Raw genomic sequence first — 14,245 nt, forward strand, 5'->3', positions numbered from 1 at the left:
AATATATTACCAACAAATTCCTCAACAATGAAAAACCAAACATTTCTAATTTTAATCACTATCGTTTCTGCCTTAGGGGGATTGCTCTTTGGATATGACACCGGTGTAATTAATGGATCTCAATATTATTTCAGTCAGTATTTCGATTTGGATGCAGGGATGAAAGGTTGGGTAGTTGGAAGCGCATTAATAGGATGTTTTGTTGGTGCCATTGTATCGGGGCCATTAAGTAAAGGAATTGGTAGAAAATATTCGTTGATCATTTCTGCAGTTTTATTTTCTCTTTCCGCATGGGGTTCAGGTTTGCCGGCATTTCTGCCGGAATCTGTAAGCTTATTAGTGGTTTTTAGAATCATTGGAGGTTTAGGAATTGGAATTGCATCTATGAATGCTCCTACCTATATAGCAGAAATTGCTCCTGCAAAAATAAGAGGAACCTTGGTAACCTATTATCAACTAGCGATAGTGGTAGGGTTTTTCGTGGTCTTTTTAGCGACCTATTTTATTGGAAATAGCGCTACAGAAGCAGAAAATATACAGTCTGGATGGAGAATGATGTTTTGGTCTGAACTTATTCCTAGTTTATCATTTTTAGTCTTATTATTCTTTGTTCCTAAAAGTCCGCGTTGGCTTGCTATGAAAGGTTTAAGAGCTGATGCTTTAAAAGTACTAACCAGAATTCATGGGGCGGAGATCGCAGAAAATGAAATTATAGAGATAGAGAAATCTCTTCAGAAAGATAAGAACAAATTGAAGCTGAGTATTTTTGCTAAAGGTGTTTTTGCGATAATCGCTATAGGAACTGTGCTATCTATGTTGCAACAATTCACCGGAATTAATGCAGTGCTTTATTATGGAGCCGATATCTTCGAAAAAGCCTTAGGTTTTGGAAAAGAAGACGTGTTGCTTCAACAGGTTTTATTAGCAGGGATAAATTTGGTATTCACTTTTGTCGCAATGGCAACGGTAGACAGGTTTGGTAGAAAGCCACTTTTATACATAGGTGCAGTAGGGATGTTAGCTGGATTTATATTATTAGGAACCACTTTAATGACGAATTCTGTTGGTATATTATCTTTGGTTGGGGTGTTATTATTCATTGCGTCCTTTGCAATGTCTATGGGGCCTGTAGTTTGGGTAATACTTTCAGAAATGTTCCCGAATAATATAAGAAGTGCAGCTATGTCTATAGCAGTTGCAGCGCAGTGGGCCGCAAACTATTTAGTGACTCAATCTTTCCCTATGGTTGCTGAAAGTAAATTGAACGAAGGTGATTTCTGGAATGGATCCTTGCCTTATTTCATCTTTTCAATATTCATTTTAGGAATTATATTCTTTACCTATAAATATATCCCTGAAACAAAAGGGAAAACTTTAGAAGAGTTAGAAGATATGTGGGATATTCCTGAAGAAGCTAAAAAGGTGGTTAGTTAAATATCAAGAAATCAGAATTTCAGAATTGCTTTAAAGGCATTCTGCAATTAATAAAGCAGATAAAACGAAGAGGAAATAAGTTAGTTTACTTATTTCCTCTTCGTTTTTATTACTACACCTGAAGCTTTAAAACTTCCCTCTCCATATAAAATAATTGTATTGCGAATGTGTTAGTGGCTGGTCTTATTTCAGGTTGTATTCTATGTGTGTTATTTTAATTTTTAACCATGTCCAATAGCCATCTTCTAACTTCCAAGCTGCATTGCATTCCACAGGTATTTTTATTCCGTTTCTTAATTCGGTTTTGGTAGCATTCACAACCCATTCTGTAAGCGTAGTATCCTTGTAGCGCATTGCTATAAACTTTTTGAAATCACCCATTTCGTCAAAATGAAATACACCGGAGCCTTCAGTTCCATTATACCTCATTGTTGCTCTAGCAGAATTTTCATCAATCGATTCCCAACTGATATAGGAGCTAAAGACAGCAGATGGAAACCAAACGATTTCGGCTAAATATCGCTGTAAACTTGCCTGATTGATCTTCTCATCGTTCCTTGAGTTAACAATAGGAAAAAGGGACAATAACTTTATCTCCATTTCACCTTTTCCCTTCTCAAATTTATCTCTCCCTACTAGTTTTATCCAAGGTTTCATTTCTAAGTTTACGCACCAATTAAAGGCAGGTGGATCTATTGTGAAATATTGTTTAGCTTTTGCAGTGCTCCATTGTTTCTGTTCAGGCTTCATAAGAATTTGCAAGTCTTGCTTTAAGAAAACGCTGCTTATATTTTCTTTTCCAAGGCTGCCATTATTTAAGAGCCATTTTTGAACAGGGCTTGGAAGATCTGCGATTATTTGTTTTGAGACGCTCTTTTTCTCTGAAGTATCTATATATGATAACATCTTGGCTGTTTCGGCATGTACCTTTTCCTTAAAGCTATTTGTAGAATACCCTATAATTGATGCTGTAAGAATGACTAGATTTAAAATACTGCCAAATCCTGTATCTTTCCAAAAAGAGATGATCAGAAATTGAGAAATAAGAACAGCCAATAAGCCAATTATCCACCAATAATCATGTCTTCTAAAAAATAAATTGGCAGTTACTGCGAAAAAGAAAAAGGCTACTAAGAATAAGACTCCGAGAGTTTTGGAAACGGGTTGTGATATTGCATCAAATTGAAAAATGCCAAAAGCTTTCAAAAACCCAATTAAATGGATCATTCCATGTAGCCCAATTAGTATGGTTAAAGCAATTCGCATTGATTTTTGCTTTTAACTAAATTCCTTTGATTAGTTCAAATTCCTGCGTTCAATAAAAAATCGTTTTAAAAGTTTAGAGGCCTCTTCTTCCATAATTCCATTTTTCACTTTGGTTTTAGGGTGCAGTTGCCCACCAAATTTTCTATAACCACGTTCATGGTCTGATGCTGCGAAAACCAAATTAGAAAGCTGACTCCAATACAATGCTCCCGCACACATTTGGCAAGGCTCTAAGGTTACATACATCGTGCAATCCTTCAGGTATTTTCCGCCTAAAAAATTAGCAGCAGCGGTAATTGCCTGCATTTCGGCATGAGCAGTTACATCATTTAGCATTTCGGTAAGGTTGTGCCCTCGCGCGATGATCTGCTGTTTTATTACAATTACTACTCCAACAGGGATTTCACCTTTTTCGTAGGCGTAATTAGCCTCGTCTAAGGCTTTTCGCATAAAATAGGCATCGTCAAAAATTAAATCCATATCCAAAAATACAATTTCAAAATGTACCTTTGCTTTCCATGGAAAAAAGTATTTTAAAAAATATTGATTCCCCTTTAGATCTACGCAAACTTTCTACTGAAGAATTACCTGTTCTGGCAAAGGAACTTCGGAAATTCATCATAGATATCGTGGCCACTAAAGAGGGGCATTTAGGTGCCAGTTTAGGTGTGGTAGAGCTTACAATTGCTCTTCATTATGCTTTTAATACTCCCGAAGACCTCTTGGTTTGGGATGTAGGTCACCAAGCATATGGGCATAAGATACTTACTGGAAGGAGAGACATATTTCATACCAACAGACAATTAAATGGATTAAGCGGTTTCCCTAAAAGATCTGAAAGCGAATACGACACATTTGGAGTTGGACATTCTTCAACATCTATTTCTGCTGCCTTAGGAATGGCGATAGCTTCTAATTTAAAAGGAGAATTCTCCAAACAACATATTGCAGTAATTGGAGATGCCTCTATTGCAAGCGGGATGGCTTTTGAAGGCTTAAATCATGCTGGAGTGAGTAATGCCAATTTATTGGTGATCTTAAATGACAACGCAATTGGGATAGATCCAAGTGTGGGCGCATTAAAGCAATATCTTACCAAAGCCAAAGTGGGGCATAAGCCACAACAAGACAATATTATAGAAGCCTTGAACTTTAATTATTTTGGCCCGGTAGATGGTCATGATATTCAAGGATTATTAGAGGTCTTTGAAGAACTGAAGAAAATACAAGGCCCAAAATTTCTGCATGTAATCACCACTAAAGGCAAAGGCTTGCAAAAGGCAGAAGAAAATCAGGTGAAATATCATGCTCCAGGAAAATTTATTGCAGATACGGGGGAATTATTACCATCTAATTCTGAAGGATTGCCTTTAAAATATCAGGATGTTTTTGGGTTAACTTTAGTAGAGTTAGCTGAAAAGAATGAAAAAATAATAGGGATCACTCCGGCAATGCCAACAGGAAGTTCCTTGAAATATATGATGGAAGCTTTTCCGGAAAGAGCTTTCGATGTGGGAATTGCAGAACAACATGCGGTAACCTTATCGGCCGGGATGGCTACTCAGGGGTTTATAGTATACTGTGCTATTTATTCCACTTTTCTCCAACGCGCTTACGATCAAGTGATCCATGATGTTGCTTTGCAGGATCTACCTGTGATCTTTTGCTTAGATAGAGCAGGATTGGTGGGGGAAGATGGAGCTACACATCATGGGGTTTTTGATATCGCTTTTTTAAGATGTATCCCTAATTTAATAATCGCTGCACCTAGAGATGAGGTGGAATTACGCAACTTATTATACACCTCCCAAATAAACTTAAAACACCCATTAGTAATACGTTATCCTCGTGGAAGGGGAGTGCGATTAGACTGGAAGCAGGAATTCAGAAAACTTGAAATAGGGAAAGGAGAATTGCTAAGTGAAGGAACAGACTTAGCAGTAATTAGTATTGGAAGTATTGCTGAAAATGTTAAATTAGCGATCGCCTCTTTGGGAATGGAAGAAAAAGTAGCTCATTATGATGCGGGATTTGTAAAACCATTAGATGAAGTTATGCTGCACAAATTGTTCTCCAAATTTAAAAAAGTGATAACCGTGGAGGAAGGAGCTATATCTGGGGGATTTGGAAGCGCGGTTTTAGAGTTTATCGCGAAGCACAATTATACCAGCCAGATTAGATGTTTGGGAATTCCAGATGAATTCGTGGAGCAAGGAAATATGATGGAATTATATGAAATTGTGAAATTAGACGTTACAAGTATAGCCCATAGCATTAATGTATTTTTAAAAGCATAGTATTATAGATTACAATGAGATTTAATCCAATTCTACCCATTTTATTTATTTTTATTCTATCGGCTTCAAGCTCTTTTGCTAATTCTTGGCCAAGAACCATATCAGACACTACTTCGGTAGATAGTACAAAGACAGATTCTATCAAAGAAGATAGTCAAGACATGTTAATGATGTGGTCTAAAAAAAATTCTGTTGGGGTTAATATGAATGAAGTAGCATTTGTGAATTGGAATGCTGGTGGGAACAATTCAATTTCTGCCTTGTTTTATGGGAATTTCGAAAGGAAATTTCAGAAAAATCTTTTGCTTTGGAAAACAAACGCAACTATTAGATATGGAATTAATGCTCAAGATGGAAGAAAGGTGAGAAAAACAGATGATGAGATCTCCTTGAATTCTACCTATGGTTATAGACGAGATTCCACTTCAAATTTCAGGTATTCTGCAAAATTCAATTTTAAAACACAGTTTGCAAACGGTTATAAATACCCGCAAAGGGATAAATCGATCTCCAGTTTTATGGCTCCCGGATATGTGTTTTTGGGAGTAGGAGCAGAGTATTCTGCGCCTAAGGAAGATCTTACCGTTTATCTATCTCCTTTAACAGATAAATCTACTTTTGTTTTAGACCAAAGGTTGGCAGATGAAGGTATGTTTGGTGTAACTCCAGCTGTAAGAGATAGCATTGGAAATATTATTACCAGAGGGGAAAATGTGCGCACAGAAGTTGGGATATTGGTAACAAACAATTTTAGTAAAGAGGTTTTTACCAATGTAAACCTGGAAAATCAGGTAAGTTTTTATACAGATTATCTTAATAAGTTTGGAAACATAGATGTAGACTGGGAATTGAAATTGAATTTGGTGGTTAACGAGTTTGTAAAAGCTAATATAGGGTCTCATCTTATTTACGATGACGATGTAAAATTCAAAGAAGACACCAATGACGATGGTACTTTGGAGACGCTTGGCCCAAAAATTCAGTTCAAGCAATTACTTGGTGTAGGTGTGATGTATGAATTCTAAGGGATAATTAATTTATAATGTTGAATTGTGGGCGATGTTGAATAGGGAAATTACAGGAATTCGCTATAAAGCACATTTTATTAGCTTCAGTATGTAACTCTTCAGCTTTCTCCTTCATCTCAATATTTTCCAAAGTTATTTGAGGATTTAAGGTTACTTCCTTGAACTTTCCACTACCATTTTTCGTTTCCTCCATAACTCCTGTAGCTTTATCCATATAGCTTAGAACAACGATCTTGTTAACCGCACAAAGATGTAGATACCAGAGCATGTGGCAGGATGAAATTGAAGACACCAAGAGTTCTTCCGGGTTATATCTTTTATTATCTCCTAAAAAAGATGGGTCTGAAGAGCCTTGAATCTGGGCTGCTTTGTTTTCTCCGGAAACTATATGATCTCTGTTGAAAGCCTTATAATCTAGAGTTCCTTTTCCAAGATTCCCAGTCCATTCCACCCTGATCTCATAGTTATGGATTTTCATAAGCCAAGCAAGAATTAAATTTTTAAACCTTTATATTTTTCAAAAGAAGCCACTGTGATGCCATCTGTCAGTGATGCGGTGTAAGAACATAGCTGCATCAAGGTTTCGTAAACAGATTGATCTTCTTGAATTTTTAATTTTGGAACCGATTTTCTAATTAGATTATTGTAATTAGAATCTTCTAAAGCCGCAGATTCTGGAAGAAAAGCTTCGGTATACGTGTCTAACAGATGAGAAAGCATTTTGTACCCAGCGATCTCTTTATTGATCACTTCTTCACTTTGATAAATCCGTTCTACAGAGATCTTGATGATGTCCTTGATCTGGGCTTCATAACTGCTTTTATCAAATAAAGCTTCATGAAATTCTCCTTTTAGAATTGCTTCCTCGTTTTCCAGAAAAATAGCAACCGCTTCTGTGATCAAGGTGTTTATCGCTAATGCTCTTAAATAGCTTAATCTGTCTGCGGTACTTGTAAGTGAATTATATTTAGAAGTGTTTATACTGCTCTTTACGAGCTTAATTAAATATTCTAAAGCATATTCCTCATCTATCAATCCAAGGTTAATACCGTCCTCAAAATCGATGATGGTGTAGCAAATGTCATCTGCTGCTTCCACTAGAAATGCTAAAGGATGGCGAGAATAGGCTGTGAATTCTCCATTTCTCACATTTTTAAGACCTAATTCTTCTGCGATCTCTTCAAATATTTCTTTTTCAGACTGAAAAACACCAAACTTCTTATCGCCAATATTTTTTGTGGGTTTATGTGGAAGGGATTCCTTTGGATATTTTATAAAAGCTCCTAAAGTTGCATAAGATAAACGTAATCCACCTTCTATTCCTGGTCTGTTCTCGGTAAGTATTTTGAAGCCGTTCGCATTTCCTTCAAATTTTATAAGATCCTGAAATTCTTTATCTGAAAGCTGATCTTTGAAGCGTTTCCCATTTCCAAGACTAAAGTATTCACCAATGGCTTTTTCTCCGGAATGGCCAAATGGGGGGTTTCCAATATCATGCGCTAAACATGATGCGGCAACAATAGCTCCAAAATCATTCATTTGGTAACCGTGTGTTTCCTTAAGTTGGGGATGTTTTTCCAAGATCTTTTGTCCGGCAAGTCTTCCTAAAGACCTTCCAACAACAGATACTTCTAAACTGTGAGTTAAGCGAGTATGAACAAAGTCTGTTTTTGAAAGCGGAATTACTTGCGTTTTATCCTGTAGACTTCTAAATGCTGAAGAGAAAATTATGCGATCGTAATCTACTTCGAAACCTAAACGGGTTTCATTTTGCTCTTTTCTTAATCTTTTATTAGTATCTCCATATCTCTTTAAAGATAGAAGTTGTTCCCAATTCATCATGTTGTTAGGTTTGCGTTAGGGATTGAGCTATTTGTTTGAGCTCTCCCGATTTTTCGGGAAGCGAGTAGCGAAAGCCCGACCCGAAGGGTAACGCCCAATCCACCGATATCAAAAGTAATAAAAAAGGGAAGTAAACTTGCGAATACTTCCCTTTTGTTAATGATGACTATTTAATAGTCGGGGTAAATTTAATTTTTAAGAACCGCACATTAGGCAATCATCGCCTTCAGCTTCCTTGGCCTGAGCAATAAGTGCTTTTAACTCGTCTGGAGAAAGTGCATCTCCTTCTACAGCTACCTGTACTGGTTGTGGTGTTGGTTGCACTGCCGCTTTTACCGGAGCAACAACTTCATCTGGCTGCGCTAATTCTGCATAAGACTCTAATACCGGTTCTTTCTTAGTTTCCTTAGAAAGGGTGAATTTAATAGCATCTACAGCACTCTTAGTTCTTAGGTAATACATTCCAGTTTTAAGTCCGCTTTTCCATGCATAAAAGTGCATTGAAGTTAACTTGCTGTTGTTTGCATTTTCCATGAACAGGTTAAGCGATTGTGACTGATCTATGAAATATCCACGTTGTCTAGACATGTCTATAATGTCTTTCATGCTTAATTCCCAAACCGTTTTATATAATTCCTTAAGATCTTGTGGAATAATATCTATTCCTTGTACAGATCCATTAGCACGTAAAATAGCGTTTTTCACATCTTCTGTCCAAAGATTACGCTCTACAAGGTCTTCCAATAGGTGTTTGTTGACAACTATGAATTCTCCTGAAAGTACTCTTCTGGTATAGATGTTAGAAGTATAAGGCTCGAAAGCTTCATTATTTCCAAGGATCTGAGAAGTGGATGCTGTAGGCATTGGTGCCATTAACAGCGAGTTTCTAACTCCATTTTTCATCACTTGCTTGCGCAATTTAGCCCAATCCCATCGTCCGCTTAGATCTTCATCTTTAATTCCCCACATGTTGTACTGGAATTCTCCTTTACTAATTGGAGATCCTTCGTAGGTAGAATATGGTCCTTCTTCAATAGCTAATTCCATAGAAGCTGTAACCGATGCGAAATAAAGAGTTTCGAATATTTCCTGATTCAAAGCTTTCGCCTCGTCACTGGTAAATGGCATTCTTAATTTTATGAAAGCATCTGCTAATCCTTGCACACCCAATCCAACAGGACGGTGACGTACATTAGAATTTTCTGCTTCTTTAACAGGGTAGTAGTTTCTGTCTATTACCTTGTTTAAATTCTTTATCACTCGTTTGGTGATCTTATAAAGTTCTTTGTGATCGAATTCATTGCCTTTAATAAACATAGGCAATGCGATAGAAGCTAGGTTACATACCGCAACTTCATCTGGACTAGTGTATTCCATGATCTCTGTACAGAGGTTGGAAGATCTAATAGTTCCAAGGTTTTTCTGATTGGATTTTCTGTTTGCTGCATCTTTATACAACATATACGGAGTTCCAGTTTCAATTTGAGATTCTAGGATTTTCTCCCATAACTCACGAGCTTTGATAGATTTTCTACCTTTTCCTTCTGCTTCGTATTTATGATATAATGCTTCAAACTCATCTCCATAAATATCAAAAAGGCCTGGGCATTCATTAGGGCACATCAATGTCCAATTCTCATCTTTCTCTACACGTTGCATGAAAAGATCTGGGATCCACATGGCATAGAAAAGATCTCTTGCACGCATTTCCTCTTTTCCGTGATTCTTTTTAAGATCTAAGAAATCGAAGATATCTGCATGCCATGGTTCTACATACATTGCAAACGAACCTTTACGTTTTCCACCACCTTGATCTACATATCTCGCGGTATCGTTAAATACTCGAAGCATAGGAACGATTCCGTTGGAAGTTCCGTTAGTTCCAGAAATATAAGATCCTGTAGCACGTACATTGTGAATAGATAATCCAATTCCACCGGCAGATTGTGAGATCTTAGCGGTTTGCTTCAACGTATCGTAAATACCATCTATACTATCATCTTTCATTGTTAATAAGAAACAAGAAGACATTTGTGGTTTTGGTGTTCCAGAGTTGAATAATGTTGGCGTTGCATGCGTAAAGAACTTTTTAGACATCAAGTCGTAAGTTTCTATCGCCGCGTCGATGTCATCTATATGAATTCCAATAGAAACACGCATCAACATATGTTGTGGGCGCTCTGCTATTTTCCCATTTAATTTTAATAAATAAGAACGTTCTAAGGTTTTAAATCCGAAGTAATCGTAATTGAAATCTCTATTGTAAATAATTGTTGAATCCAGTAATTCTTTATTCTCCTGAATCACTTTTTGTACTTCATCTGCTAAAAGCGGAGCTTTTTTTCCGGTTCTAGGATTTACATATTCATGAAGATCTGTCATCACTTCAGAAAATGTTTTCTTGGTATTCTTGTGCAGGTTAGATACAGAAATTCTTGCAGCAAGTTTCGCATAATCTGGATGAGAAGTGGTCATGGTTGCAGAAACCTCTGCCGCCAAGTTATCCAATTCACTTGTAGTAACCCCATCATACAATCCTTCAATAACACGCATTGCAACCTTAAGCGGATCCACCAATTCATTTAAGCCATAACAAAGTTTTTTAATTCTGGCAGTTATCTTGTCGAACATAACGGGCTCCTTATGGCCGTCTCTTTTTAATACATACATTGGCTTATGGTTTTAATGGGCTTGTATATTATGAGGGTTCATAGCATACAAACAGAAATTTATATTAGCCGAAAAGTGGAAGTTGAGAAGATTGGGGTTTCTCAAACTCGGTTATTCGAAAATTTTATGGGTTAAAAACATATTAAATACAATCGCGATGGGGGGCACGATCGTATCTAATATAAAAAACGCTTATTTAAAAGTCAGCGTCAAAACTTATTTTATCGGTGTCTTTGTCTTTATTCATCACACCTGCTTTTTGGTATTCTCCTACACGTTTCTCAAAGAAGTTTGTTTTTCCTTGTAGGTTGATCATATCCATAAAGTCGAATGGATTTGCACTACCATACTCTTTTTCACACCCAAATTCTACTAACAATCTATCTGCAACAAATTCCAGATATTCCGTCATTAATTTGGCATTCATACCAATAAGACTTGCTGGTAAAGATTCGGTGATAAATTCACGCTCTATAGTTAAAGCATCGGTAAGTATTTGGCGAATACGGTCTTTAGGCACTTTATTTATAATGTGATTTTGGTGTAAATGCACTGCAAAGTCACAGTGTACACCTTCGTCACGAGAAATTAATTCGTTAGAAAAAGTTAATCCAGGCATCAATCCACGTTTTTTCAACCAGAAGATAGAACAGAATGCGCCAGAGAAGAAAATTCCTTCTACCGCAGCAAAAGCTATCAATCTTTCAGCAAAAGAATCAGATTCTATCCATTGTAAAGCCCAATCTGCTTTTTTCTTGATTGCAGGAAAAGTCTCTATAGCATGAAACAGCTGGTCTTTTTCTTTTTCATCTTTTACATACGTATCTATAAGAAGCGAGTAGGTTTCAGAATGAATGTTCTCCATCATGATCTGGAAACCATAAAAGAATTTTGCTTCTGCATACTGAACTTCATTAACGAAATTCTCAGCAAGATTTTCATTTACAATTCCATCTGAAGCGGCAAAAAACGCAAGAATATGTTTAATAAAATAACGCTCATCTGCATTCAACTTGTTATTCCAGTCTGAAAGGTCTTGATGAAGATCAATCTCTTCAGCAGTCCAAAAACTGGCTTCCATCTTTTTATACCAATCCCAAATATCGTGATGTTTAATTGGAAAGATTACAAAACGGTCTTTGTTCTCTTGTAAAATTGGTTCAAGTTGTGCCATAGAATTGAGGTTTTTTTATAGTGATCTAAACGTGAAATACTCGTTCAAACAAATATTGAAAAATCTATTAGATTTTGAAAGGAAAATGGGCAAACGTTTTCAACAAAGTTTTTAACACTGGCCTATTTTTGAATTCTTAAAATAATGCTAAATTTTTGACTTAACAAATTGGAAATCAATTAAATAGGATTTGTTTTTAAAAATGAACTTGAGACAGTGTATTATTAGGAAATCCCTTTAAAATAGACCTATACAAGCTTGTTTTGCAGCTATTAACAATTGCTTATTTATAAGAATTATTTTAACAGATTTTTGGTCTAGATCCTGAAGAAATAAAATGGATATCCTTTGTAAATAATGACTAAAATTAGTGGGAATTTTAAAATAAAACGGTTAGATCTTTTTAAATATCGAAGTTAATCGATAAATAGCAGGGTATTTAGTCTCCATAAATGAGAAGCCCATTTAAAAAAATCTAAGCACGTTTATATTTTAGAAGGTCAAAAAACAATTGAGGGGATAAGTAATGCTAAAATTGTAGGGCAGTATATTAATTTAAATATACAACAGAAAATATAACCAATGATTATAATTAACTTATAATTAGCTTGTTAAACCTTAATTTAACATTTAGCTCTTTAATTGGATGCAAGATCTTTCTTTCCTACTTTAAATTCTTTCAACATATTAAATTTGGATGCATCCGGGATTTCAGCTATAAATGCATAGTCACCTTCATCCAAATTAACTGAAAAGTACCCAGAATGTCCTGCTGGTAAATCTTGAACGCCGCCTAGAAATTCAAAGCCTTGTGGTACTGGAGAGATGAGTCCTTTTGGTTCCAGCCAATTAATCCAACTTTCCAAAGTCTTAATATCTGTTCCTTTAGAGATTTTCACCAAATGCAGGTCATGACCAAGAAAATTTGGATATACTTTTTGATCTTTAAAATCGATCTTAAATATTTGTCTTCCCGAATTTATGTTTTTGTCGAATTCTATTCCTTTGGCGCTAGAAATACTTATTTCTGAAGTTGGGGTGGGAGCAACCTTTTCATTTTCTGTAGTTGTCACCTCCAATTCTGTTATCATCCCCATATAAGAATGGAACATACCATTATTCATTTTTACATAACACTCTACTAAATACTTTCCAGGTTCTAAGTTAAGTGTGGTTTGTGCTATTTTCCCAGGGGCGATTAATCCTGTTCCCCCTGTAAATTGGATTTGATGAAACCATTCCGGGAATTTAGCAAACTCGGCCATTCCAGCCTCTTTTTTACCTACGAATATCGAATCCATAGCGCTCTGAAATATCGGTATTATTTCTTTTTTGGCATCTGAGATGGATTTTCCTTCAGGATATTTTTCTAGGATAAGAAAATGAGTGTCTTTAGATTGGTTACGATACTTAAAAGTGGTCCAGCCAGAAGGAATCGATTTTGGCATTTTAAAATCCATATTTTCTGTAACAACTTCAACAATTCCAGGTTCAGGCTTTTCTACTTTAGCTTTCTCTTCGGTTAAAACAATGATTTCTTCATTGCTTTTCTCGTCTTTACATCCGGTAAGATTTAACAGAATAACCAAAGAAATAAATGTGAAACTTGTAAATGTTTTCTTGAAATAACTAAAAGATCTTTTCATGATTAATTAGGTTTTAAATAATTAAACAATAACTTAATTTATTGATATTAAGATGTTTAATCAAAATTAGTCATAAAAATCAACTAAAATAATGAAGAGAATTGAGTATTTTTTGTACTAGTTGGAGGCTTTAAAATAGATTGATAGAGAAAAACCACATATTAATCTTCCCTTATTGAAAATGCATATTTTCTAATTATGGAATATGGATCTTGGAAGCGTCTTGGCTGCTTATGTATGGAAAAAGGCTAAGTTATTTATTTAATTTATCCGCAACTTTTTCTAGTTCCCCAAACCAGTCTTCACCAAATTTTCTTATTAAGGCTTGTTTAACAAATTTGTAGACAGGTACTTGAAGTTCTTTTCCAAGAGTACAGGCATCATCGCAAATTTCCCAATGATGGTAATTCACAGCAGAAAATTCAGAATAATCTTGAACTCTTACTGGGTATAAATGACAAGAAACAGGCTTTTTCCAATCTATCTCTCCTTGATTATATGCTTCTTCAATTCCGCACAAAGCAGTTCCTCTATTATCAAAGGTTACATATGCGCAATCTGCTCCATCTATAAGAGGAGTTTCTAGTTCTCCATCTTCAGTAGTTATAAAGGTGCCTTGAGCTTCTATAGCTGCAATCCCCTCTTTACGAAGAAAAGGTTTAACCTTTGGATAAATGTCTTTAAGAATTTGAGTTTCTTTAGCATCTAAAGGTGCTCCCGCATCACCATCTATGCAGCAAGCTCCCTTGCAGGCAGATAGATTACACACAAAATCCTTTTGGATTATATCTTCAGAAACGATTGTTTTACCTATTTGGAACATAGCCGCAAAGATATTATATAAACTGAATTTAGAGGCTCTTTCTCAAGCCTTTTTTGGGAGGTTAG

The 14,245-nt window shown here is 35.9% G+C and carries 11 protein-coding genes; 3 read left to right on the forward strand and 8 right to left on the reverse strand.

Annotated elements, in window-relative coordinates; translation table 11 throughout:
• Positions 1-27: 27 nt before the first annotated feature.
• Positions 28-1,434 (forward strand): sugar porter family MFS transporter, encoded by a 1,407-nt coding sequence (locus tag BC962_RS02590; protein ID WP_121344365.1) that lies wholly within the window; start codon positions 28-30, stop codon positions 1,432-1,434.
• A 183-nt stretch (positions 1,435-1,617) separates the two neighbouring features.
• On the opposite strand, the gene BC962_RS02595 is transcribed toward BC962_RS02590, so the two are convergent.
• Positions 1,618-2,700, reverse strand: coding sequence for a DUF6920 family protein (locus BC962_RS02595; protein WP_121344366.1), 1,083 nt, complete (start codon positions 2,698-2,700; stop codon positions 1,618-1,620).
• Positions 2,701-2,730: 30 nt separating this feature from the next.
• Positions 2,731-3,180: a nucleoside deaminase gene (locus BC962_RS02600; RefSeq protein ID WP_121344367.1), complete on the reverse strand. Its 450-nt coding sequence runs from the start codon at positions 3,178-3,180 to the stop codon at positions 2,731-2,733.
• A gap of 38 nt (positions 3,181-3,218) precedes the next feature.
• Between BC962_RS02600 and BC962_RS02605 the strand changes: the two genes are divergently transcribed.
• Together BC962_RS02605 and BC962_RS02610 are read left to right on the forward strand one after the other, a co-directional pair.
• Positions 3,219-4,997, forward strand: a complete 1,779-nt coding sequence (locus BC962_RS02605) for a 1-deoxy-D-xylulose-5-phosphate synthase (protein WP_121344368.1) — start codon at positions 3,219-3,221, stop codon at positions 4,995-4,997.
• 14 nt (positions 4,998-5,011) lie between these two features.
• Entirely contained in the window at positions 5,012-6,022 is a 1,011-nt protein-coding gene (locus BC962_RS02610) for a DUF3078 domain-containing protein (RefSeq protein ID WP_183075430.1), read from the forward strand.
• 7 nt (positions 6,023-6,029) lie between these two features.
• Here BC962_RS02610 and BC962_RS02615 read toward each other — a convergent pair whose 3' ends face one another.
• The 6 genes from BC962_RS02615 to BC962_RS02640 form a co-directional block, all read right to left on the reverse strand.
• Positions 6,030-6,503 carry an OsmC family protein gene (locus tag BC962_RS02615; RefSeq protein WP_121344370.1) on the reverse strand — a complete coding sequence of 158 codons (474 nt, stop codon included), beginning with the start codon at positions 6,501-6,503 and terminating at the stop codon, positions 6,030-6,032.
• Positions 6,504-6,517: 14 nt separating this feature from the next.
• On the reverse strand, positions 6,518-7,864 hold the full coding sequence (locus BC962_RS02620; RefSeq protein ID WP_121344925.1) for a deoxyguanosinetriphosphate triphosphohydrolase: 1,347 nt from the start codon (positions 7,862-7,864) through the stop codon (positions 6,518-6,520).
• 198 nt (positions 7,865-8,062) lie between these two features.
• A complete protein-coding gene (locus tag BC962_RS02625) occupies positions 8,063-10,537 on the reverse strand; it encodes a ribonucleoside-diphosphate reductase subunit alpha (RefSeq protein ID WP_121344371.1) in 2,475 nt (824 codons plus the stop codon).
• A gap of 196 nt (positions 10,538-10,733) precedes the next feature.
• Positions 10,734-11,711 (reverse strand): ribonucleotide-diphosphate reductase subunit beta, encoded by a 978-nt coding sequence (locus tag BC962_RS02630; RefSeq protein WP_121344372.1) that lies wholly within the window; start codon positions 11,709-11,711, stop codon positions 10,734-10,736.
• 638 nt (positions 11,712-12,349) lie between these two features.
• Positions 12,350-13,357, reverse strand: coding sequence for a hypothetical protein (locus tag BC962_RS02635; protein WP_121344373.1), 1,008 nt, complete (start codon positions 13,355-13,357; stop codon positions 12,350-12,352).
• Between the two features lie 253 nt (positions 13,358-13,610).
• Positions 13,611-14,180 carry a DUF3109 family protein gene (locus BC962_RS02640; protein ID WP_121344374.1) on the reverse strand — a complete coding sequence of 190 codons (570 nt, stop codon included), beginning with the start codon at positions 14,178-14,180 and terminating at the stop codon, positions 13,611-13,613.
• Positions 14,181-14,245 lie beyond the last annotated feature (65 nt).

Source organism: Gillisia mitskevichiae, from assembly GCF_003634585.1.
Taxonomy (GTDB): domain Bacteria; phylum Bacteroidota; class Bacteroidia; order Flavobacteriales; family Flavobacteriaceae; genus Gillisia; species Gillisia mitskevichiae.